The organism is Mesorhizobium sp. WSM4898 (assembly GCF_029625845.1).
Taxonomy (GTDB): Bacteria; Pseudomonadota; Alphaproteobacteria; order Rhizobiales; family Rhizobiaceae; genus Mesorhizobium.
Genome location: NZ_JARTVQ010000002.1, coordinates 942482 through 962924, shown reverse-complemented (window position 1 = coordinate 962924; position 20443 = coordinate 942482). Strand labels below are relative to the sequence as shown.

Sequence of the window (20443 nt, the reverse complement as noted above, 5' to 3'; positions counted from 1 at the left end):
TACGAGAGAAAAATGTTCGACCGCATCTTCACCTGGTTCGAAAGCCACTATTCGCCGGTGGCGCTGGCCGAAGACAGGCAGCCGCCAATGGGACTTTGGCGGTTCTACTGGTATTTCATAAGACAGTTTCGCGCCGCCTATTGGCTGCGCATGATCATCGTTGCCGTCGCGGCAATAGTGGACGCGATGCTGCCGATTTTCGTCGGCCTGATCGTGGGCCTGCTCTCCAACACCAGGCCGGGCGATTTCTTCGCCGCGCATGGGCCGCTGCTCGTCATGATGGCGATCGTCGTGCTGCTGCGTCCGCTGTCCATGGTTATCGACGCGCTCATCCGGAACCACGCCATCGCACCGAACCTCATCGACCTCATCCGCTGGCAAAGCCATTGGCATGTCGTGCGTCAGGACTGGTCATTCTTCCAGAACGACTTCGCCGGCCGCATCGGAACGAAGGTCATGCAAAGCGGCGACTCGGTGGAGATGAGCGTCAATCTCACCGTCGATGCCGTCTGGTACGCGCTGGTCTTCGTCGCGGTCGCCATCGTTGTGCTGGCGCGGCTCGACCCGCTTCTTCTGGCTGTGGTGGCGGCCTGGCTGGTGTTCTATTGCATGATCTTCTGGTTTGCGATGCCGAGGATCACCCAGCGCTCGTCCCAACTGTCGGAGCGGTGGTCGCAGGTGAGCGGCCGCATGGTCGACAGCTACACGAACATCCTGACGCTCAAGACATTCTCGACCGGCGAGCACGAAGACAAATATGTCTCGCAAGCCGTCGTCGAGCACGCCGACACGTTTTATCAGCTGATGCGCGTTTTCACACTGATGTGGTCGGCCCTGTTCGTCCTCAACGCTGCGCTGCTTATCGCCATAAGCTGGCTGGCGCTGGCCGGCTGGAACGCCGGCGCCATGACCACGGCGGCCGTGGCGACGGCGATACCGTTCGCGCTGCAGATCGCCAACATTTCCGGCAGGATTCTCGATGTCGGCGCCAACGTCTTCCGGCAGATCGGCGTCGCCAGCAATTCGATGACGACGATCGCGCGCCCCATCACCATGCAGGACCAGCAGGACGCGCCGGCCCTCGTGGTCAAAGCCGGCGGCATCGAGTTCGAGCAGGTGAACTTCAACTATTGGCGCAAGGACGGCAAAGGCGGCGTCATCGACAATCTGTCGCTGAAGATCGCGCCGGGCGAGCGGGTCGGCCTGATCGGCCGTTCCGGGGCCGGCAAGTCGACACTGGTCAATCTCGTGCTGCGGCTGTTCGACGTGCAGGACGGCAAGGTGCTGATCGACGGACAGGACATCCGCAACGTCTCGCAGGAAAGCGTTCGCGCGGCGATCGGCTTCGTCAATCAGGATACGTCGCTCCTGCATCGATCCGTTCGCGAGAACCTCAAATATGGACGACAGTCCGCCAGCGATGAGGCGATGTTCAGCGCCGCCAAGGCCGCGCAGATCGACGATGTGATCGCGGGGCTGACCGATCCGCATGGGCAAAGCGGCTATGAGGCGCTCGTCGGCGAGCGCGGCGTGAAGCTGTCCGGCGGCCAGCGGCAACGCATCGCCATTGCCCGCGTTATGCTGAAGGACGCGCCGATCCTCATTCTCGACGAAGCTACGTCTGCGCTCGATTCCGAGGTGGAGGCCGCTATCCAGGAGAACCTCTACAAGCTCATGCAGGGCAAGACGGTCATCGCCATCGCCCACCGTCTGTCGACCATCGCGGCAATGGATCGGCTCGTCGTCATGGACAAGGGCCGCATCGTCGAGGACGGCTCGCATGAGGCGTTGATCGCCAAGGGCGGGCTCTATGCCCAGCTCTGGCGGCGCCAGTCGGGCGGCTTCCTGCTCGAGGAAAAGCAGGCGGCCGACGATCTGCCGACGAAAGGTGAAGCCGCGGAATGATGAAGGCCGTCTATCGCTGGTTCGAAAGCTGGGTCTACCCGTTCCGCGAGCCGACGAACCTTCGTCCACCTGCCAGCGTCGGCGGCTTCCTCTGGCACTATGTCGGGCAAGCGAAGCTCGCCTTCTTTGCCATGCTGATCATCGGCGGCATCGCGCCGCTGGTCGAGGCCGGGCTGTTCTATTTCGTCGGACGGCTGGTCGATATCCTCGACCAGCTTCCCGGCGAACGCAGCTGGCACGCGCTGTGGGCAGCCGCCGGGCCGGAGCTGCTGTTCATGGGCGCGGTGGTGCTGATCATCCGCACGCTGGTGGTCGGCCTTTCGGCGCTGGTCGACGAGCAGACGATCACGCCGGGCTTCTACAGCCTGGTGCGCTGGCAGGCGCACCGGCATGTCTCTCGCCAGTCCTACGCCTTCTTCCAAAACGACTTCGCCGGGCGTATCGCCACCAAGGTCTGGCAGGCGGGGCAGGCCACTGGCGACCTCATGGAAAGCTTCATCGAAGTCGTCTGGTTCATGATCGTCTACACGGTGACGACGCTGGCGCTGGTCGCCGGCCTCGACCTCAGGCTGGCGGCGCTGGTGGTGATCTGGATCGTCGCCTTCGGCTGGCTGGCCAGGCTCCATCTGCCGGCAATCCGCAAGCATGCCGAGGCGACCGCCGAAGCCGGCTCGATGATCACCGGCCGCTTCGTCGATTCCTATTCCAATGTGCAGACGCTGAAGCTGTTCGCGGCCGACGGCGACGACCGCTACATCCGCAACGGCTTCGACATCTATCTCGATGCGCTGCGGCCCTTCACGCGGCGGCTGACCGGTGTGCGCGTGGCGCTGACGACGCTTTCCGGCATCATGATCACGGCGATCGCCGCCTTTGCAGTCTATCTGTGGGTGGAAGGCTCGATCACCGTCGGCGCCGTCGCCTTCACGCTCTCGCTTGTGCTGAGGCTCAATATGCTGCTGGGACGGCTGATGATGCAGCTCAACAGTATCCTCAGGAATCTCGGCGTGCTGGAAAATTCCAAGGCGCTGATCTCGCAGTCGCTCGGCCTGACCGACGCCCCGGATGCCAAGGAGCTGGTGGTTGCGGGTGGCCGCATCGACCTCAAGAACGTCACCTTCCACTACGGGAAAGGGGCAGGGGTCCTCGAGGGCATCGACCTCGTCGTGCGTCCAGGCGAGAAGGTCGGGCTTGTCGGTCCGTCCGGCGCCGGCAAGACGACGCTGGCCAATCTCATCCTGCGCCTTTACGACCTCGAGGGCGGCAGGATCCTGATCGACGGCCAGGATATCGCCCGTGTGACGCAGAATTCGCTGCGCGCCAATATCGGCGTGGTCAGCCAGGACACGGCGCTGTTCCACCGCTCGCTGCGCGACAACATCAAGCTCGGCATGCCGGACGCTACCGACGCCGAGGTGATCGCCGCGGCGCGCAAAGCCGAGGCGCATGACTTCATCATGGGGCTGCGCGACAATCGCGAGCGCCTTGGCTACGAAGCCTATGTCGGCGAGCGCGGCGTCAAGCTCTCCGGCGGCCAGCGCCAGCGTGTGGCGATCGCCCGCCTCTTCCTCAAGGATGCGCCGATCCTCATCCTAGACGAGGCGACCTCGGCACTCGATTCCGACATCGAGGCGGCGATCCAGGAAAACCTGGCAAGGCTGATGGAGAACAAGACCGTCATAGCCATCGCCCACCGGCTTTCCACCATCGCAGCGCTCGACCGGCTGGTCGTGCTCGACGGCGGCCGCATCGTCGAAGAAGGCACGCATGACGAGCTGGTGGCGCTGGACGGTCTTTATGCACGGCTCTGGAAACGGCAGTCCGGCGGCTTCCTCTTCAATGAGGAAAGCGCGCTGGAAGAGACGCGCCCGGCGGAGTAGAAACGCAGCCATGTCGGTCAGAATGCCCAGCAATTTCGGACGGTCAGGAGCGCAGGAAAGCGCTCTCGATCTGCTCGGCCACGAAATACTCGCTGAAAAGGCGGCCGCCCTCGGTCGCGCCGGCCAGCGCGTCGACGAGGCCTTGGCGAAGCTGCGCGAAAATGGGGAAGGCGGGGACCGCAACCGGCTGCTGAAAGAAGCGGCAGAAGCCGTCCACGCCTATTTCATCCAGCGCGAACTCTGCGGGCTGCGCAAGCATGACGCCGTCATCCGCGAATACGACATCCCGCGGGCGGTGCTGGCCAGGCTCGGCGCCAGCTAAGCGCTGACTTCCTTCCGAAAGCGCGCCAGGCGCAAGGCGAGCGCTCCGGGATTCTCATCGGCGACGAAGTGCCCGCTATCGGGGATGATGTCGCCCTCGACATTGGAGAGGCCGGCGGCCTTCAAGCCATTGAGGTAATCGGTGATCTCGCCGGTCTCGGCAGCGCCCCTGAGGCAGAGCACCGGCGTATCGATCGGGCTTGCCGGCGGAACGGCATTGGCCTTGGCGTCCTCGGAAAAGGCGCGGTACCAGCCGAAGCCCGCCTTGAGGCTTTCCGGCCGCGAATAGGCCTTGGCGTAAATGTCTCTTGCTTCGGCCGGGATGGCGGATTTCTCGTTCGAAAGGGTGTCGAAGAAGAAGTCGAAATAGGCGCGCTCGTGACCCCCAACCAGCAGTTCCGGGAGAGCAGGAACCGCGTGAAAGGCGAAATGCCAGAGGTTTGGATTGCGGATGACCTTGTCCCACGGCGCCACGCCCGGAACGACAACATCCATGATCGCAGCGGCGGAGAGGATTTCCGGATGGTTGCGCAAAAGCGCGAAGACGATCTGGCCGCCGACATCATGGCCGGCCACCATGACCTGTCGCAGGCCGCAGGCGTCAATCAAGGCCGCTATCACCCTGGCCAGATGGGCTTTCTCACCGGTTTTGCGCGTGCCTTGCGAGCCGCCTATACCCGGCAGGTCCGGCGCGATCACGCGCTGATCGGTGGCCAGCCGACCGATCACGTTCTCGAAGGCATGGGAACTTTGAGGCCAGCCGTGGAGCAGCACGAGGCCGGGCGCATCCCGTGGCCCGGCTTCGCGGATCGCAATGGTCAGTCCTTCAACCTCGATGCTGGAAGTTTCCATCCGCCCGGCCTTCACCTGTCCGATCGCTCCGACCGACAGAACTAGGCGGGAATCGGTCCGCGGACAGGGCCTGTCTCTCGAATAAGCCGCATCACTCCAGCCATTCGGTGATGAAGCTGCCGTTCTCGTGGATGTCGGTGGTCTCGAGCGGACCGGGGCCGAGATTGGTGAATTTGTGCGGCGTCTCGGCCGGCACGATCAGAATTTGGCCTGCGGTGGCCGTTATCTGCCGATCGCCGACCGTGAACAGGCCGGTGCCGGAACGGATGACGAAGATCTCCGCGTAAGGATGCTTATGCAGACGCGGGCCGCCGCCGATCTCGGGCTGATAATTGAAGATCAGGCAGGAGTTGGAGCCAAATGCGCCGCATTGCAGCTCACCTTGCCAACGGTCGGGAGTGCTCGCCCATTTGTCGCGGTCGATGACATGCGCCATGGCTCGACAATAGACCGGGCCGGCGGTTGCTGTCGAGGCAAGCGGAGTTCCGATTTACCGCTGAAGTTGGCGCTATTTAGCGCTGTTCGGCGGCCCGATCATCAAGCCGTTGCGCGGGCCGCGGCATGTGCCCGCGACAATGTGCCCTTGTGCCTCCACGCGTCTGGACAAAAACGGGCTTCACGCATAAACCGAACCTCCAAATGCCGGAGGAATTCGCTAGCCTGTTCGCCATGCGCTGTCGGGCCGGCGCGATTGAGCGGGGACAAGGCTCGGCCGCCGGCACGGAAAGAGGCGAAAGGATCAGGCACCCGTGAGCGCAACCGACATCCACGATCCCAACCGTCGCGATTTTCTCTACATCGCCACTGGCATGGCCGGCGTGGTCGGCGCCGGGGCCGTCGCCTGGCCGTTCATCGACCAGATGCAGCCGGATGCCTCGACGCTGGCGCTGGCTTCTGTCGAGGTCGATGTCTCCTCGCTGCAGCCCGGCAGCTCGCTGGTCGTCAAGTGGCGCGGCAAGCCGGTCGTGGTGCGCAACCGCACCGACAAGGAAATGAAGGACGGCGCGGCGGTTAGCCTCAACGATCTCAAGGATCCGATCGCCCGCAATGCCAACTTGCCGGCCGATGCGCCGGCGACCGACGCCAACCGGACCACGCCCGGCAAGGAAGCCTGGATGGTCATGGTGCAGGTCTGCACCCATCTCGGCTGCATCCCGCTCGGCCAGGAAGGCGATTTCGGCGGCTGGTTCTGCCCGTGCCACGGCTCGGTGTACGACACCGCCGGCCGCATCCGCAAAGGTCCGGCGCCGGAGAACATGGCGATCCCGGTGTTTAAATTCATTTCCGATACCAAGATCCTTATCGGTTGAGGCAGGGGGATATTTCGATGAGCGAGGGACACTCCACCTACACACCGAAGACGGGCCTCGGACGCTGGTTCGACGCCCGTATGCCGCTTCCCCGGCTTGTCTATGACAGCTTCATTGCCTATCCGGTGCCGCGCAACCTCAACTACATGTGGACGTTCGGCGGCATCCTGTCGATCATGCTGGTATCGCAGATCCTCACCGGCATCGTGCTGGCCATGCACTACACGTCCGACACCACACTCGCCTTCGATTCGGTCGAGAAGATCATGCGCGACGTGAATTCGGGATGGCTGTTGCGCTATCTCCATTCCAACGGCGCCTCGTTCTTCTTCGTGGCCGTCTACATCCACATCTTCCGCGGGCTGTTCTACGGCTCCTACAAGGCGCCGCGCGAGCTGCTCTGGATCCTCGGCTGCATCATCTACCTCCTGATGATGGCGACCGGCTTCATGGGCTATGTGCTGCCATGGGGACAAATGAGCTTCTGGGGCGCCACCGTCATCACCGGCTTCTTCAGCGCAATCCCGCTGGTCGGCAACTGGATCCAGGAACTGCTGCTCGGCGGCTTCGCCGTCGACAATCCGACGCTGAACCGCTTCTTCGCCCTGCATTACCTGTTGCCGTTCATGATCGCCGGCGTCGTCGTGCTGCACGTCTGGGCGCTGCATGTCGTCGGCCAGTCGAACCCGACCGGCATCGAGGTCAAGTCGAAGACCGACACCGTCGCCTTCACGCCCTATGCGACCATCAAGGACGCGTTCGGCATGATCGTGTTCCTGTTCTTCTTCGCCTATTTCGTCTTCTACCTGCCGAACTACCTCGGCCATCCGGACAACTACACGGTCGCCAATCCGCTGAAGACCCCGGCCCACATCGTTCCGGAATGGTACTTCCTGCCGTTCTACGCGATCCTGCGCGCCATCACCTTCAACATCGGGCCGATCAACTCCAAGCTCGGCGGCGTGCTGTGCATGTTCGGCGCCATAGCCATGCTGTTCCTGGTGCCGTGGCTCGACACCTCCAAGGTCCGCTCGGCGGTCTACCGGCCCTGGTACAAACTGTTCTTCTGGCTGTTCGTGGCCGACGCCATCCTGCTCGGGTGGCTGGGCTCGCAGCCGGCGGAAGGCTCTTACGTGTTCATGGCGCAGATGGCGACGCTGTTCTACTTCGCCTTCTTCCTGGTCGTCATGCCGGTGCTCGGCCTGATCGAGACACCGCGGCGGCTGCCGAACTCGATCACCGAGGCAGTGCTGGAAAAGAAAAACAAGGGAGCCGGCGGGCATCCGGCAGGCGCGGTCAGCGCGCCGGAAACCAAGGGCTGAGAATCTGAGGGGATTTGGCATGAAGAAGATTCTCACCTCGCTGGCGCTGCTTGGCCTGGTGGTCGCGGGCACCGCTGCCATCGCAGCCGAAGAGGAACACAACGCGGCTGCCCCGACGCATTTCCCGATCAATGAACCGAAGGAAATGAGCTGGAGCTTCGCCGGGCCGTTCGGCACCTACGACAAGGCCCAGCTGCAGCGCGGCCTGAAGGTCTACAAGGAAGTCTGCTCGGCCTGCCACTCGATGAACCTGGTGGCGTTCCGCACGCTGGAAGGCCTCGGCTACTCGGAAGCGCAGATCAAGACGCTTGCCGCCGAGTACACCATCCATGACGGCCCGAACGATGCCGGCGACATGTTCGACCGCCCGGGCAAGCCGTCGGATCACTTCCCGTCGCCGTTCCCGAACGAACAGGCCGCCGCGTCCGCCAATGGCGGCGCCGCTCCGCCCGACATGTCGCTGCTCGCCAAGGCGCGCGGTGTCGAGCGCGGCTTTCCGCGTTTCATCTTCGACATTTTCACCCAGTATGCTCAGGGCGGCCCGGACTACATCCACTCGCTGCTCACCGGCTACGACCAGGCGCCGCCGGCCGGCATGGTCATCCCCGAAGGCACGCACTACAATCCATACTTCCTGTCCGGCGTGTCGCTGAAGATGCCGAAACCGCTTTCGGACGGCCAGGTGACCTATGACGACGGCTCGCCGCAGACGGTCGACCAGTATTCGCGCGACGTGTCGGCGTTCCTGATGTGGGCCGCCGAGCCGCATCTCGAAGAGCGCAAGAAGACCGGCTTCCGCGTGCTGGTGTTCCTGCTGCTGTTCGGCGCGCTGGTCTACCTGACCAAGCGCAAGGTGTGGGCCGAAGTGGCGCACTGAACCGCGATCGGTCAGACACTTTCGAGGGGCGCCGCAAAGGCGCCCTTTTCAATTTCGGGACCGCTTTGATCCGGCCGTGTCACATGGCTGTCATTGCGCATCGCGATCCTGCGTTGGCTCACCTCAAAGGATCGTCCCCATGAAAAGATTTGCGCCGCTTGCAGCCGTGGTGCTGCTTCTTGTCGCCTCCTCGGCAGTCCGCGCCCAGGACGCCCAGCCCTTCGTCACCAACAAGGACATCGACCTGACGATGATCCTGCCGCCGCCGCCGGCCAATGATTCGGCCGAGACCAAGGCAGAACTCGGCGAGGTGCTGACCCTGCAAGTGACGCGAACGCCCGAAATGGAAAAGCGTGCTATCGCCGATGCCGAAGAGGATGTCTGGCGTTTCGCCGATGTCATGGGACCGAAATTCAGCAAGGAGACGCTGCCGAAGTTCAGCGCCTTCTTCGACCGCGTGGTGGCTACCGAAGGCGCGGTCGCCGATCCGGCCAAGGACGTCTGGAAGCGGCCGCGTCCGCACCAGCTCAGTGATCTGGTCAAACCAGCGGTGGAGCTGTCGAATTCCGGTTCCTGGCCGTCGGGCCATGCGACGGGTCGGCACCATGATGGGCAACATCCTGTCCGACATGGTGCCGGAGAAGCGGCCCGAGATCATGGCCCGCGCGGCCGAATATGCCCATAACCGCGTGGTCGGCGGCATCCATTATCCGTCGGATGTCGAGATGGGCAAGATTTCCGGCAGCGCGATCGCCGCGGTCCTGCTCAGCCGGCCCGATTTCAAGACCGAGTTCGAGGTGGCGCGATCCGAGCTGCGGTCCGACCTCGGCATGTGAGCCGTCCGTCGCCGACGTTTCTGCGAGGGCGCCAGCGGGCGCCCTTTTCGCTTGCGGCGCCGGCACGGGAGCAAGGCAGGCGATGCCGATCCTTTGCCGGATGCGCTTGTCTCCCGGGCTCCATCGCGGTAGCCGTTGTTGGTTGCGTTGCGCCGGGCGCGTCGACGCCGTTATACCCGACAGCCGGACACGCGGAGCTCGTCTCATGAAACCCTCGCTCGAAGACACGCTGCTTGCGGCCATCCGCACCATTCCGGATTACCCCAAACCCGGCATCCTGTTTCGCGATATCACCACGCTGCTCGGCGACGCTCGCGCCTTTCGCCGGGCAATCGACGAGCTTGTTCATCCTTACGCCGGGCTGAAGATCGACAAGATCGCCGGCATCGAGGCGCGCGGCTTCATCCTGGGCGGCGCAGTGGCGCATCAGCTTTCGGCGGGTTTCGTCCCGATCCGCAAGAAGGGCAAGCTGCCTTACGAGACCGTGCGCGTCGCCTACAGCCTCGAATACGGTCTGGACGAGATGGAGATGCACAAGGACGGCGTCTCGCAAGGCGAGAAGGTGATCCTGGTCGACGATCTGATCGCCACCGGCGGCACGGCGGAGGCGGCCGTCAAGCTGCTCAGGCAGATCGGCGCCGACATCGTTGCCGCCTGCTTCGTCATCGACCTGCCGGATCTCGGCGGGCGCCAGAAACTGGAAGCTCTCGGCGTGCCGGTAAGGACGCTGATCGGCTTCGAGGGGCATTGATCAGTGTTGAATGGTGAATAGTGAGTCGTGAATAGGGAATGGTTCACTAGTCACCATTCACTATTCACCATTCGCTACTCCACCTTCACCAGCACCGCGCTGTCGAACTCGATAACCTTATCGCCGCTGGAGTCGAAACCTTCGGAACGCAGCGTGAGCAGGCTCCAGCCGGGGCGGCCAGCAAGGGGTCGATGGGCAAGCGCTGTGCGGGTGAAGGTCACGGTTTCGCCGGCATAGACCGGCTTCAGCCATTTGAGGTTGCGAAACCCGGGCGAGGGGCCGAATTCGGGCTGCGGGCCGGGACCGGTCCAACGCACGCCCTCGGTCTCCATGCGCTTTTCGAGGTTGTATTTCATCCAGGTGGCGGCGGTGTGCCAGCCGGAGGCGCAGAGACCGCCAAGCATGCTCTCCTTCGCCGCCTCCTCGTCGACATGGAAGATTTGCGGATCGTATTTCCTGGCGAACGCCTTGATCTCGTCGGCCTCGAATTTGTGCGCGCCGAGGGTGACGGTTTGGCCGATGAGGAAATACTCGTCCAGGGTCACGCGACGGCCCCGCGGGTCAGAAACATGCCGGTGTTCTCAAGCTCGAAGACGCATTCGCCGCGCTGGTTGAACAGCTCGCTGCGCATGCTGACGAGGCCGATCTGCGGCCGCGACTTGGACTGGCGCTTGGAAAGCACGGTGACCTTGCCGGTGAGACGGTCACCGGCCAGAACCGGCTTCTTCCATTTGACGTGCTCGATGCCGGGTGAGCCTTGCGAGGTCGAATCGAGCAGGAAGGCATCGCACAGCATGCGCATGAACATCGCGCAAGTGTGCCAGCCCGAAGCCGAAAGGCCGCCCAGGATGCTGGCCTTGCCGGCCGCCTCGTCGAGATGCATCGGCTGGGCATCGAATTCGCTGGCAAACTCGATGATCTCGGCGGCGCTCACATTCTTGCTGCCGAGGTCGAGCGAGGCGCCCTCGACGAAATCCTCATAGGCCCAGGTCTTTCCGGTCATGTCGGCAATCCGGTTGACGAACGCGTGATCCCGAAGGTCGGGCATCCCGGATGGAGGCCCGAGCCAATTTGGTCAAGTCCTTTCTGGTGAGCCAGCCAGGCACTCAGGTGTTGAACTTGAACAGCATGATGTCGCCGTCCTGGACGACATACTCCTTGCCTTCGTCGCGCGCCTTGCCGGCTTCCTTGGCCGCCACTTCGCCGCCGAGCGTGACGAAGTCGTTGTAGGAGATCGTCTGGGCGCGGATGAAACCACGTTCGAAGTCGGTGTGAATGACGCCGGCAGCTTGCGGTGCCTTATCGCCCTTGTGGATCGTCCAGGCGCGCGTCTCCTTCGGCCCGACGGTGAAATAGGTGATCAGATGCAAGAGCTCGTAGCCGGCGCGGATCACCTTGTTGAGGCCCGGCTCGTCAAGGCCGATCGAGGCGAGGAACTCCATTTCCTCCTCGTCGGAAAGCTGGGCAACTTCCGCCTCGATCGCCGCCGAGATCACCACCGTGCCGGCGCCCTGCGCGGCGGCCATCTTCTCCACCGCCTTTGTATGCTCGTTTCCCGTGGCAGCGTCCGCCTCAGCGACGTTGCAGACATAGAGCACGGGATGCGATGTGAGCAGGTTCAGGCCCTGCAGGATGCGCAGATCCTCCGCCGCGATGCCATTGAGCAGGACGCGGGTCGGGCGACCTGCCTGCAGCAGTTCGAGCGCCGCCTCCATCATCGGCAGAACGGTCATTGCTTCCTTGTCCTTGCCGGCGGCGCGCTTGCGGACCTGCACGATGCGGCGCTCCAGGCTTTCGAGATCGGCGAGCATCAGCTCGGTCTCGACGGTCTCGGCGTCGGCGACCGGATCGATGCGGCCCTCGACATGGGTGATGTCGTCATCCTCGAAGCAGCGCAGCACATGCACGATGGCGTCGACCTCGCGGATGTTGGCGAGGAACTGGTTGCCCAGACCTTCGCCCTTGGAGGCGCCGCGCACCAGTCCGGCAATGTCGACGAAGGAGATGCGGGTCGGGATGATCTCCTTCGACTTGCCGATCGCGGCGATCTTCTGCAGCCGCGGGTCCGGAACCGCCACCTCGCCGGTGTTCGGCTCGATGGTGCAGAAAGGATAGTTGGCGGCCTGCGCGGCAGCCGTCCTGGTCAACGCGTTGAACAGCGTCGACTTGCCGACGTTGGGCAAGCCAACGATGCCACATTTGAAACCCATGTTCGTCCGGTCCTATCGGGAATTCGAGATTTGGTGAGGGCTATGGGCGAAAGCGCGGACGATCGTCAAGCCCTTGGCATGATCGTTTCGACGCTCAGTCTTTTCCGAACAGCTTCTTCAGCATCGCGGCCATCGGCCCGCTCTCGGGAACCTTCGCCGGCGGCTGCTGCGGGCGGGCCTGGCGGATATGGCTCTGCTGTTTTGGCGCCTTGGGCGGAGGCCGATCGTCATCGCCGGTCGGCACGAGCTTCTCGCGCAGCGCCAGGGTGATGCGGTTCATGAAGGAGTTGTCGTCGCCCTTGGCCAGCAGCGCGGCGTCGTCGGCGATCGCGTCGAGCAACACGTCGAGCCATTCACGGTCGGCCTTGGCGAAATCGCCGAGCACATGGCCGTGCACCATCTCTTTGACGCCGGGATGGCCGACGCCGATGCGCACCCGGCGATAGGCATTGCCGACATGCTGGTCGAGCGATCGGATGCCGTTGTGGCCGCCGGAACCGCCGCCGACCTTGACCCTGAGCTTGCCGGAGGCAAGGTCGATCTCGTCGTAGAAGACGGTGAGGGCGGCGGCATCGAGTTTGTAGAAGCGCAACGCCTCGCCGACCGACTGGCCGGATAAATTCATGAAGGTCTGCGGCTTGATCAAAAGGATCTTCTCGCCGCCCAGGGCGCCCTCGGCGATCAGGCCCTGGAACTTCTTCGACCAGGGCGAAAAGGAATGGCGGCGGGCTATCGCGTCCGCCGCCATGAAGCCGACATTGTGCCGGTTGTTCTGATATTTCGCGCCCGGATTGCCGAGGCCTGCAAAGACAAGCATCGTCGTCTCCTGGCGCCGAGAGAATTACTTCTCTTCGGCCTCAGCGGCCTCAGCTTCCGGCGCCGCCGCTTCGGCAGTCTCCTCCGTCTCCGGCTTCATTGCCGCGGAGCCGGCGATGGTCGCGATGGTGAAGTCGCGATCGGAGATCACCGGCTTGACGCCGGCCGGCAGGGCAACCGCCGAAATGTGAATCGAGTCGCCGATTTCGGTGCCGGCGAGATCGACGGTGATGAATTCCGGGATCGCGTTGGCAGGGCAGTGGAACTCGACTTCGTGACGAACGATGTTGAGCACGCCGCCGCGCTTGATGCCGGGCGACTTGTCCTCATTGATGAAGTGGACGGGCACGTCGACATTGACCTCGGTGTCCTTGCCGATGCGCAGGAAGTCGACATGGACCGGGAAGTCCTTGACCGGATCGAGCTGAAAATCCTTCGGCAGGACCTGGATCTTCTTGCCGTCGACATCGATCGTAGCGATCGTGGTCAGAAACCCGCCGCCGTGGATCTTGTAGAAGATGTCCTTGTAGTTGAGGGCGATCGCCAGGGGGGGCTGCTTGTCGCCGTAAATAACTGCAGGCACTTTGCCGTTGCGGCGAACTGCACGGGCGGACCCCTTACCGACCTGTTCGCGCGCTTCGGCCTTGAGCTCGTAAGCCTCGTGGCTCATGGCATTTCCTTTCGCGTGTTATGGAGCGTTCGCGGCGGGCAAGCCCATCCGTAAACGTCGAAAGCCGTCGCGGTCTTGCATGGTCGATCCAACGCTTTTGGCTGTCCAAACGCTTCGGGGATCATGCAGGCCTGGCCGGCCTTCCTCCGCGTTGCCTCCAAGGGTGTCTACGCGGGTGGCGGCTCTATAGCGGAAGGCGGGCAGGGGCGCAAGCCGTTGAACGGGAAGGCTCGGCCAGGCTGCGCGATGATATCCAGTCGGGGAGGCATAGCCGACGCGTTGCTTCGCTGCAAAGTCGGATCTGGCGAGTTGCGCCGGGTCCCGCCCGCATGCGTCATGTAGCATCGGGCTGGTTTCAAACGTCCTTGGCAGGCAATCGAAGGACTGGAGATTGACATGAAACTACTGTTTAGCCGCAATCCCAATCCTCGCCTCGCGGTCGCGGCGGCGCGCTATCTGAAGGCCGATGTCGCCTTCGAATTCGCCTCGCCCATGGCGCCGGGGCAGGCCGAGCGCTACCGCGCGCTGAACCCCAATTTGACTTTGCCTATCCTGGTCGGCCCAGGATGGAGCCTCTGGGAAGCCGATGCGATCGCCTGCCGGCTCTCGCGCGACATGCATTCGGATTTCTGGCGCACCGGCGACGACGAGCCGCAGATGATCCGCTGGCTGAGCTGGGGCAAGGAGAATTTCGTCAGGGCCTGCGACATGGTGCATTTCGAGCGCGGCACGAAACAGCGCTGGGGACTGGGGCCGATCGACAAGGCATTGGTCGAGGAGGGGCTGAGGCAGTTCCACATGACAGCCGCCATCCTTGAAGCAGAGCTTTGCGGGCGCCAATGGCTGGTCGGCAATTCGGTTTGCTATGCCGACTTTCGTATGGCGACCTTTCTCGCGTTCAACGATGCTGCCCGGTTGCCGCTCGATGACTATCCATCGCTCAGCCGCTGGTATCGGCGGATCGAGCATATCGATGCCTGGCGCGACCCGTTCCAGGGGCTGGATGCGCCGCAACTGCCGCCGGTCAGCAGCGAGGAGCAAGCAAGTACTTTGAACGTTCCGTCTTGAAAGGACCATTGTCGAGGATGGCTGCCAAGCCGCGGCGGAAATGGCTCGCCCCTGCGATGGGACGCGGGCCGTGGCCTGCACTGGACTTTGTCCGGCGTTTGGAGGTCAGGCAGCATCAGCCGATTGGTCGCCGCTCAACGCATCGCGCAACGCCCGGACTTTTCGCGTGAGAGCATCGATCTCGGCCGAGGTCATGCCTGAACGCTCGACCAGCGTTTCGCCCAGACAGCTGCATTGCGTGAGCAGCGCCCGGCCTGCCGCGGTGAGATCGACCTGCACCTGCCGCTCATCGTCGTGGCTGCGCTGGCGGGTCACCAGACCCGCCTGCTCCATGCGCTTGACGAGCGGGGTGACGGTGCTCGATTCCAGCGCCAGCCGGCGCGCTATGGTGCCGACCGACATGCCATCGGCCTCTCCAAGCGCATTGAGCACGAGATACTGGGGATACGTGATCCCCATCTCGTCGAGCATGGGCTTGTAGGTACGGTTGATCGCCATGCTCGTGGCGTAGAGCGCGAAACAGAGCTGATTGTCCAGGGGCAGAGGCATCGCGCCATGATCCTTTGTCGACGTCGTGAGGCTCTTTAGCACAAAAAATCATATCGCGATACATATTATCGTGGACAAGAAGTCATTGTTGCGCTAGACACATCATTATCGCGATATCATTTATCGCGACACCTAAAACGGAGATTGAGATGACTGAAGCTTCACATGCGAAGGCCGGCTCGGGCAGCGGCACGATCACCACCAACGACGGCACGCAGATCTACTACAAGGATTGGGGCACCGGTCAGCCGGTCGTCTTCCACCATGGCTGGCCACTGAGCAGCGACGACTGGGATGCCCAGATGCTGTTCTTCCTCTCCAAGGGCTATCGGGTCATCGCCCATGACCGCCGCGGCCATGGCCGCTCCAGCCAGACTGACACCGGCAATGAGATGGACACCTACGCCGCCGATGTGACGGCGCTGGTTGCGCATCTCGACCTCAAGAACGCCATCCATGTCGGGCATTCGACCGGCGGTGGCGAAGTGGCGCGCTATGTCGCGCAGTACGGTTCCGGAGGCCGTGTCGCCAAGGCTGTGCTGATCGGCGCGGTGCCGCCGATCATGCTCAAGACCGCTGCCAATCCCGGCGGCTTGCCTATCGAAGTGTTCGACGGCTTTCGCTCGGCGCTGACGACGAACCGCGCCCAGTTCTTCCGCGACGTTCCGGCCGGCCCTTTCTACGGCTTCAACCGTCCAGGCGCGACGGTGTCGGAAGGTGTGGTCGACAATTGGTGGCGGCAGGGCATGATGGGCGGCGCCAAGGCGCATTACGACTGCATCAAGGCGTTCTCGGAAACCGACTTCACCGAGGAGATCGACGTACCGGTGCTGGTCATGCATGGCGACGACGACCAGATCGTGCCGATCGCGGATTCGGCGCTGCTCGCGATCAAGCTGCTCAAGAAGGGCGAGCTCAAAGTCTACAAGGGCCTTCCGCACGGCATGGCGACGACCCATGCGGACGTCATCAATGCCGACCTCCTGGCTTTCTTCCAGGCCTGAGTCCCAGCGCCAGAAAAGCACCCGCCATCGCGCGGGTGCTTTGCTCTCTGGAGCTCGTCCGGAGTGGCCGGCTCAGGCTTTCCTGGCCTCCTTCATGTTCGGCAGGAACACGGTCAGCAGGCCGAGGAAGGGCAGGTACGAGCAGACGTGGTAGACGAAGTCGATGCCTTTCATGTCGGCGATGACGCCGAGCACGGCCGCAGCGATGCCGCCCATGCCGAAGGCGAAGCCGAAGAAGATGCCGGCGATCATGCCGACGCGGCCGGGAACCAGTTCCTGCGCGAAGACGACGATGTTGGAGAAGGCCGACGACAGGATCAGGCCGATCACAACGGTAAGCACCATCGTCCATTCCAAATTGGCGTAAGGCAGCGCCAGCGTGAAGGGCAGAACGCCGACGATCGAGAACCAGATCATCGCCTTCTGTCCGTAGCGGTCGCCGAACGGGCCGCCGAGCAGGATGCCAAGCGCCGAGGCGCCGAGGAACAGGAAGAGCATGACCTGCGACATCTGCACCGAAACGCCGAACTTATGGATGGCGTAGAAGGTGTAGTAGCTGGACAGCGAGGCGATATAGGCGTTCTTGCTCAACACCAGCAGCGTCAGCACCGCCAGTGCCCCCATGACCTTTTTGCGTGGGAAGGGCGAGACGTGAGCCGCCGGCTTGCGGCTGGCCATCGAGGCGCGCAGCCGGCTGTACCAGCCGCCAACCTGCCACAGCACGACGATGCCGATCAGCGAGCCGACGGCGAACCAGGAAATGCTCGTCTGGCCGAAAGGCACGACGATGAAGGCGGCGAGCAGCGGGCCCATCGCCTGGCCGAAATTGCCGCCGACCTGGAACAGCGATTGCGCGAGACCGAAGCGGCCGCCCGAGGCGAAGCGGGCGATGCGCGAGGATTCCGGATGGAAGATCGCCGAGCCGATACCGATCAGCGAGGCGCCGATCAGGAGCAGCCAGTAATGGCCGGCATGCGCGAGCACCACCAGCCCGACCAGTGACGAGGCCATGCCCCAAGGCAAGGAATAGGGCATCGGCCGCTTGTCGGTGATCATGCCGATCACAGGCTGCAACAGCGAGGCCGTCACCTGGAAAGTGAACGTAAGAAGGCCGATCTGCCAGAAATCGAGACCGTAATTCTCTTTGAGCAGCGGATAGATCGCCGAAAGCAGCGACTGCATGATGTCGTTGACGCAGTGGCAGAAGCTCACCGCAAGAATGACGGTGAAGGCCGTCGCTTGCGCCGAGGTGTGGCTTGCCGGCGCTGGGGTGGCGACGGCGGTGGCGGTCGTATCGGTCAAGGCAATGCTCCGGGTCTTTTTGGCGGCGAACCGCAGCCAGCCAGCTTTATTGGCCGCTTGTCTTATAATCGGCTTGAATGGCGACTTCTTTCGTGGTTTGGTCCAATAGTTTCGCAAGTGGGCCACATCGAATGCCGCATGGCCGGGAAATCTTCAGGGGCGATGCCGCCGAGCTCGGCCGGCTGCATGAAAGCCGCTGGCAATGGTTGGAGCAGGCGGTCGGGCCGGCGGTCGCGCTGCCGACCGAATATCCCGACGGCTACCACGTGCCGCGGCACCGCCACAGCCGCAGCCAGTTGCTGCATGCGCTTGTCGGCGTCGTGCTGGTGACGACCAGGCACGGTCGCTGGATGGTGCCGCCCGACCATGCGATGTGGATACCGGCCGGCATCGAGCATTCGGTCGAGATGCTGGGCGACGTCTCGATGCGCTCGGTTTATGTGGTGCCGGATGCAATTCCCGGCCTGCCGGAGGGCTTACGTGTCGTCGGCATTACCGAGCTGATGCACAGTCTGATCGTGGAATCGGAGAAGCTGCCTCAGGGCGGCGAGCTCGAAGGACGCGCCGGGCTGATCATGGGGCTCTTGCTGCATGAGATACCGAACCTGCCGGAGCGGCCGCTCGGCCTGCCTCTTCCGTCGGATCCGAAGCTCGCGGCGCTCTGCCGGCGCTTTGTCGCGGCGCCCTCGCCACATGCGACGATCGACGAATGGGCGGATGCCGCTGGCATGAGCCGGCGCTCCTTCACACGCGCCTTCCACCGCCAGACCGGGCTGTCGCTTTCCACTTGGCGCCAGCAGGCCTGCCTGTTCGCGGCGCTGCCGAGGCTCGCCGACGGCGAACCCATCACCAGGGTGGCGCTCGATCTTGGCTATGACAGCGTGCCGGCGTTCATCACCATGTTCAAGCGCATGCTCGGCAGCTCGCCGCGCGGCTATATGCGCGGCGCGCGCGAGTCAGGCGAGGGGCCAAAGCGATCAAGCGGCCCGGTTCAAGCCAGCAGCGCCGCGGCTTAGTCGAACAGGCTTGAGACCGATTCTTCTGTCGCCGTGCGCGAGATCGCCTCGCCCATCAGGTCGGCGATCGAGATGACGCGGATGTTGGGCGCGTCGAGCACGGCCTGGCTCGGCTGGATGGAATCGGTGATCACCAGTTCCTGCAGTTTCGAGCCACTGATGCGGGCAACCGCGCCGCCCGAGAGCACGCCATGGGTGATGTAGGCAGTGACGCTGGTCGCGCCGTTGGCGAGCAAGGCATCGGCCGCGTTGCAGAGCGTGCCGCCGGAATCGACGATGTCGTCAATCAAGAGGCAATCCTTGCCGGCGACGGCGCCGATGATGTTCATCACCTCGGATTCGCCGGGCCGCTCGCGGCGCTTGTCGACGATGGCGAGCTGCGCATCGAAGCGTTTTGCAAGCGCGCGCGCCCGCACTACGCCGCCGATGTCGGGCGATACGACGACGACATTGCCGAGCTGCTTGTATTTCGCCTTCACGTCGCGGGCCATCACCGGCACCGAGAACAGATTGTCGGTCGGAATGTCGAAGAAGCCCTGGATCTGGCCGGCGTGGAGGTCGAGCGTCAGCACGCGATCGGCGCCGGCGCGGGTGATCATGTTGGCGACGAGCTTGGCCGAAATCGGGGTGCGGCCTGAGGCGCGGCGGTCCTGCCTGGCGTAGCCGAAATAGGGAATGACCGCCGTGATGCGCCTTGCCGAGGAGCGCATGAAAGCGTCCATCATGATGAGCAGTTCCATCAGATGGTCGTTGGTCGGATAGGAGGTCGACTGCAGGATGAAGACATCCTCGCCGCGCACGTTCTCCTGGATCTCGACGAAGATCTCCTGATCGGCGAAGCGCCTGACGCTGGCCTTCCCCAGCGGGATGTTGAGATAGCGAGCGACCGCTTCGGCCAGCACCCTGTTGGAATTGCCCGCAAAAAGCTTCATGCACCGTTCCTGGTGAAGGATGGAGAGACGGGACAGACTCTCATGAGCCTTTATGCCGGGCTTTTAGCGGCCCGCGCCGGTATTGCAAGCCTCGTGATCGGGAATCGTTCGACAAGGCGCAACAAAGGCCGGCTGGATCGCAAGCCGGCAACAGGTTGGTCGATCAACCGGCGCCGCCGTTGCCGAGCCACGCGGTGAACTGGTCGATCGTCTGGTCGGCGATGGCCTGCATGGTCGCCGGCGCTACCGCCGGCCAGCCTTCGCCGCTGCCGACGGAAACCGCTTTCTGCTGGCCATTGATGCGATGCAGGCGGTTGCCCGACGGATCGTAGATATCCCAGACATAGATGACTGTGGTGTCCTTGCCTTCGGACATGGTCGAGAAATAACCCTTCAGCACATGCGTCGCCGTCTGGTCGGTGCTGCCGACAAGGGTCACGCCGCGCTGCCTGGCGCGCGTCTGCAATTCCGCCGTCAAGGGTGCTGCGGCCTCCACCGAGGCGCCGACGATCGGCGCTACCTGCAGCCGGGTCTTGGCGATGGCGGCGGCCTGAGCCGGCGTGGCAGGCGTTGAAGCCGCCGCGGTCGCTGTGGGCGCGGGCGCGGTGGTCGTTGTTGGCGATGCGGTGGCCGACGTGCCCTGGGTGGCCGGCAAAGCCTGGGCCGAACCCGCCGGCGGCTTGACGGCAGAAGGATCGAGGACGTCCTTGGCGTTGGTGCAGGCGGCCAGCGCCAGCGCCGCAAGCAATGACACGGTCGTCACCTGCGATCGTCTCATTTGCCCGACAACTCCCTGGTGGCGAACGCCCCCGCGTGAACCAA

23 protein-coding genes are annotated in these 20443 nt (G+C 63.5%); 12 read left to right on the top strand and 11 right to left on the bottom strand.

Translation table 11 applies throughout. The features are described 5' to 3' along the window. Nucleotides 1–12 precede the first annotated feature (12 nt). From P9228_RS12110 to P9228_RS12100, 3 genes are read left to right on the top strand one after another with little or no spacing between them, the layout of a single operon-like run. Nucleotides 13–1905, top strand: a complete 1893-nt coding sequence (locus P9228_RS12110) for an ABC transporter ATP-binding protein (protein WP_278053595.1) — start codon at nucleotides 13–15, stop codon at nucleotides 1903–1905. Continuing rightward, the gene (locus tag P9228_RS12105; protein ID WP_127216744.1) at nucleotides 1902–3785 is read left to right on the top strand and encodes an ABC transporter ATP-binding protein; all 1884 of its coding nucleotides are present in this window, start codon (nucleotides 1902–1904) and stop codon (nucleotides 3783–3785) included. The genes P9228_RS12110 and P9228_RS12105 overlap by 4 nt, the downstream gene beginning before the upstream one ends. Nucleotides 3786–3795: 10 nt before the next feature. Continuing rightward, nucleotides 3796–4107, top strand: coding sequence for a DUF6665 family protein (locus tag P9228_RS12100; protein ID WP_127216745.1), 312 nt, complete (start codon nucleotides 3796–3798; stop codon nucleotides 4105–4107). Here the strand turns inward: P9228_RS12100 and P9228_RS12095 are convergent. Together P9228_RS12095 and P9228_RS12090 are read right to left on the bottom strand one after the other, a co-directional pair. Further along, nucleotides 4104–4958, bottom strand: coding sequence for an alpha/beta hydrolase (locus P9228_RS12095; RefSeq protein ID WP_127245974.1), 855 nt, complete (start codon nucleotides 4956–4958; stop codon nucleotides 4104–4106). The genes P9228_RS12100 and P9228_RS12095 overlap by 4 nt on opposite strands. A 91-nt stretch (nucleotides 4959–5049) precedes the next feature. Next, complete coding sequence (locus tag P9228_RS12090) at nucleotides 5050–5394, bottom strand: cupin domain-containing protein (protein WP_127216747.1); 345 nt, start codon at nucleotides 5392–5394, stop codon at nucleotides 5050–5052. Nucleotides 5395–5707: 313 nt separating this feature from the next. Between P9228_RS12090 and petA the strand changes: the two genes are divergently transcribed. The 6 genes from petA to P9228_RS12060 all read left to right on the top strand — a co-directional run bounded on the left by petA (nucleotide 5708) and on the right by P9228_RS12060 (nucleotide 10054). Continuing rightward, a complete protein-coding gene (gene petA / locus P9228_RS12085; RefSeq protein WP_066994342.1) occupies nucleotides 5708–6268 on the top strand; it encodes a ubiquinol-cytochrome c reductase iron-sulfur subunit in 561 nt (186 codons plus the stop codon). A 17-nt stretch (nucleotides 6269–6285) separates the two neighbouring features. After that, nucleotides 6286–7590, top strand: coding sequence for a cytochrome b N-terminal domain-containing protein (locus tag P9228_RS12080; RefSeq protein WP_066994345.1), 1305 nt, complete (start codon nucleotides 6286–6288; stop codon nucleotides 7588–7590). A 19-nt stretch (nucleotides 7591–7609) separates the two neighbouring features. Then, complete coding sequence (locus P9228_RS12075) at nucleotides 7610–8467, top strand: cytochrome c1 (protein WP_095823271.1); 858 nt, start codon at nucleotides 7610–7612, stop codon at nucleotides 8465–8467. A gap of 139 nt (nucleotides 8468–8606) precedes the next feature. Continuing rightward, complete coding sequence (locus tag P9228_RS12070) at nucleotides 8607–9152, top strand: hypothetical protein (RefSeq protein WP_278053589.1); 546 nt, start codon at nucleotides 8607–8609, stop codon at nucleotides 9150–9152. After that, nucleotides 9124–9303, top strand: coding sequence for a hypothetical protein (locus P9228_RS12065; RefSeq protein WP_245460474.1), 180 nt, complete (start codon nucleotides 9124–9126; stop codon nucleotides 9301–9303). Before P9228_RS12070 ends, P9228_RS12065 begins: the two co-directional genes overlap by 29 nt. Nucleotides 9304–9508: 205 nt before the next feature. Further along, a complete protein-coding gene (locus tag P9228_RS12060) occupies nucleotides 9509–10054 on the top strand; it encodes an adenine phosphoribosyltransferase (RefSeq protein ID WP_066994354.1) in 546 nt (181 codons plus the stop codon). 74 nt (nucleotides 10055–10128) lie between these two features. Here P9228_RS12060 and P9228_RS12055 read toward each other — a convergent pair whose 3' ends face one another. From P9228_RS12055 to P9228_RS12035, 5 genes are all read right to left on the bottom strand, one after another. Continuing rightward, a complete protein-coding gene (locus P9228_RS12055) occupies nucleotides 10129–10599 on the bottom strand; it encodes a MaoC family dehydratase (protein ID WP_067326553.1) in 471 nt (156 codons plus the stop codon). Beyond that, nucleotides 10596–11057 (bottom strand): MaoC family dehydratase, encoded by a 462-nt coding sequence (locus tag P9228_RS12050; RefSeq protein ID WP_066994904.1) that lies wholly within the window; start codon nucleotides 11055–11057, stop codon nucleotides 10596–10598. The genes P9228_RS12055 and P9228_RS12050 overlap by 4 nt, the downstream gene beginning before the upstream one ends. Before the next feature lie 103 nt (nucleotides 11058–11160). Next, a complete protein-coding gene (gene ychF / locus P9228_RS12045; RefSeq protein ID WP_095777301.1) occupies nucleotides 11161–12264 on the bottom strand; it encodes a redox-regulated ATPase YchF in 1104 nt (367 codons plus the stop codon). A 94-nt stretch (nucleotides 12265–12358) separates the two neighbouring features. Continuing rightward, nucleotides 12359–13081 (bottom strand): aminoacyl-tRNA hydrolase, encoded by a 723-nt coding sequence (gene pth, locus P9228_RS12040; RefSeq protein ID WP_095801668.1) that lies wholly within the window; start codon nucleotides 13079–13081, stop codon nucleotides 12359–12361. A gap of 24 nt (nucleotides 13082–13105) precedes the next feature. Continuing rightward, on the bottom strand, nucleotides 13106–13750 hold the full coding sequence (locus P9228_RS12035) for a 50S ribosomal protein L25/general stress protein Ctc (RefSeq protein ID WP_066994365.1): 645 nt from the start codon (nucleotides 13748–13750) through the stop codon (nucleotides 13106–13108). A 396-nt stretch (nucleotides 13751–14146) separates the two neighbouring features. On the opposite strand from P9228_RS12035, the gene P9228_RS12030 reads away from it, so the two are divergent. After that, nucleotides 14147–14818, top strand: coding sequence for a glutathione S-transferase family protein (locus tag P9228_RS12030; RefSeq protein ID WP_278053588.1), 672 nt, complete (start codon nucleotides 14147–14149; stop codon nucleotides 14816–14818). 105 nt (nucleotides 14819–14923) lie between these two features. Here the strand turns inward: P9228_RS12030 and P9228_RS12025 are convergent, their stop codons facing one another. Then, entirely contained in the window at nucleotides 14924–15367 is a 444-nt protein-coding gene (locus P9228_RS12025; RefSeq protein ID WP_066994371.1) for a MarR family transcriptional regulator, read from the bottom strand. Nucleotides 15368–15516: 149 nt separating this feature from the next. Between P9228_RS12025 and P9228_RS12020 the strand changes: the two genes are divergently transcribed. Continuing rightward, a complete protein-coding gene (locus tag P9228_RS12020; RefSeq protein ID WP_278053587.1) occupies nucleotides 15517–16371 on the top strand; it encodes an alpha/beta hydrolase in 855 nt (284 codons plus the stop codon). A 72-nt stretch (nucleotides 16372–16443) separates the two neighbouring features. Here P9228_RS12020 and P9228_RS12015 read toward each other — a convergent pair whose 3' ends face one another. Then, nucleotides 16444–17673 (bottom strand): MFS transporter, encoded by a 1230-nt coding sequence (locus P9228_RS12015; RefSeq protein ID WP_176477688.1) that lies wholly within the window; start codon nucleotides 17671–17673, stop codon nucleotides 16444–16446. A 131-nt stretch (nucleotides 17674–17804) separates the two neighbouring features. Between P9228_RS12015 and P9228_RS12010 the strand changes: the two genes are divergently transcribed. Next, on the top strand, nucleotides 17805–18689 hold the full coding sequence (locus tag P9228_RS12010) for a helix-turn-helix transcriptional regulator (RefSeq protein WP_095801665.1): 885 nt from the start codon (nucleotides 17805–17807) through the stop codon (nucleotides 18687–18689). On the opposite strand, the gene P9228_RS12005 is transcribed toward P9228_RS12010, so the two are convergent. Further along, the gene (locus P9228_RS12005; RefSeq protein ID WP_066994382.1) at nucleotides 18686–19621 is read right to left on the bottom strand and encodes a ribose-phosphate pyrophosphokinase; all 936 of its coding nucleotides are present in this window, start codon (nucleotides 19619–19621) and stop codon (nucleotides 18686–18688) included. The two genes, P9228_RS12010 and P9228_RS12005, sit on opposite strands and share 4 nt — an antisense overlap. Before the next feature lie 163 nt (nucleotides 19622–19784). Beyond that, entirely contained in the window at nucleotides 19785–20399 is a 615-nt protein-coding gene (locus tag P9228_RS12000; protein ID WP_278053584.1) for a hypothetical protein, read from the bottom strand. Nucleotides 20400–20443: the final 44 nt, after the last annotated feature.

Coding starts and splice junctions, on each gene's coding strand:
- P9228_RS12095 (WP_127245974.1), bottom strand. CDS start 4,958: ATGGAAACTTCCAGCATCGAGGTTGAAGGACTGACCATTGCGATCCGC.
- pth (WP_095801668.1), bottom strand. CDS start 13,081: ATGCTTGTCTTTGCAGGCCTCGGCAATCCGGGCGCGAAATATCAGAAC.
- P9228_RS12070 (WP_278053589.1), top strand. CDS start 8,607: ATGAAAAGATTTGCGCCGCTTGCAGCCGTGGTGCTGCTTCTTGTCGCC.
- P9228_RS12105 (WP_127216744.1), top strand. CDS start 1,902: ATGATGAAGGCCGTCTATCGCTGGTTCGAAAGCTGGGTCTACCCGTTC.
- P9228_RS12025 (WP_066994371.1), bottom strand. CDS start 15,367: ATGCCTCTGCCCCTGGACAATCAGCTCTGTTTCGCGCTCTACGCCACG.
- P9228_RS12060 (WP_066994354.1), top strand. CDS start 9,509: ATGAAACCCTCGCTCGAAGACACGCTGCTTGCGGCCATCCGCACCATT.
- P9228_RS12005 (WP_066994382.1), bottom strand. CDS start 19,621: ATGAAGCTTTTTGCGGGCAATTCCAACAGGGTGCTGGCCGAAGCGGTC.
- P9228_RS12100 (WP_127216745.1), top strand. CDS start 3,796: ATGTCGGTCAGAATGCCCAGCAATTTCGGACGGTCAGGAGCGCAGGAA.
- P9228_RS12020 (WP_278053587.1), top strand. CDS start 15,517: ATGACTGAAGCTTCACATGCGAAGGCCGGCTCGGGCAGCGGCACGATC.
- P9228_RS12090 (WP_127216747.1), bottom strand. CDS start 5,394: ATGGCGCATGTCATCGACCGCGACAAATGGGCGAGCACTCCCGACCGT.
- ychF (WP_095777301.1), bottom strand. CDS start 12,264: ATGGGTTTCAAATGTGGCATCGTTGGCTTGCCCAACGTCGGCAAGTCG.
- P9228_RS12110 (WP_278053595.1), top strand. CDS start 13: ATGTTCGACCGCATCTTCACCTGGTTCGAAAGCCACTATTCGCCGGTG.
- P9228_RS12030 (WP_278053588.1), top strand. CDS start 14,147: ATGAAACTACTGTTTAGCCGCAATCCCAATCCTCGCCTCGCGGTCGCG.
- P9228_RS12065 (WP_245460474.1), top strand. CDS start 9,124: ATGGCCCGCGCGGCCGAATATGCCCATAACCGCGTGGTCGGCGGCATC.
- P9228_RS12035 (WP_066994365.1), bottom strand. CDS start 13,750: ATGAGCCACGAGGCTTACGAGCTCAAGGCCGAAGCGCGCGAACAGGTC.
- P9228_RS12050 (WP_066994904.1), bottom strand. CDS start 11,057: ATGACCGGAAAGACCTGGGCCTATGAGGATTTCGTCGAGGGCGCCTCG.
- P9228_RS12075 (WP_095823271.1), top strand. CDS start 7,610: ATGAAGAAGATTCTCACCTCGCTGGCGCTGCTTGGCCTGGTGGTCGCG.
- P9228_RS12000 (WP_278053584.1), bottom strand. CDS start 20,399: ATGAGACGATCGCAGGTGACGACCGTGTCATTGCTTGCGGCGCTGGCG.
- P9228_RS12010 (WP_095801665.1), top strand. CDS start 17,805: ATGCCGCATGGCCGGGAAATCTTCAGGGGCGATGCCGCCGAGCTCGGC.
- P9228_RS12080 (WP_066994345.1), top strand. CDS start 6,286: ATGAGCGAGGGACACTCCACCTACACACCGAAGACGGGCCTCGGACGC.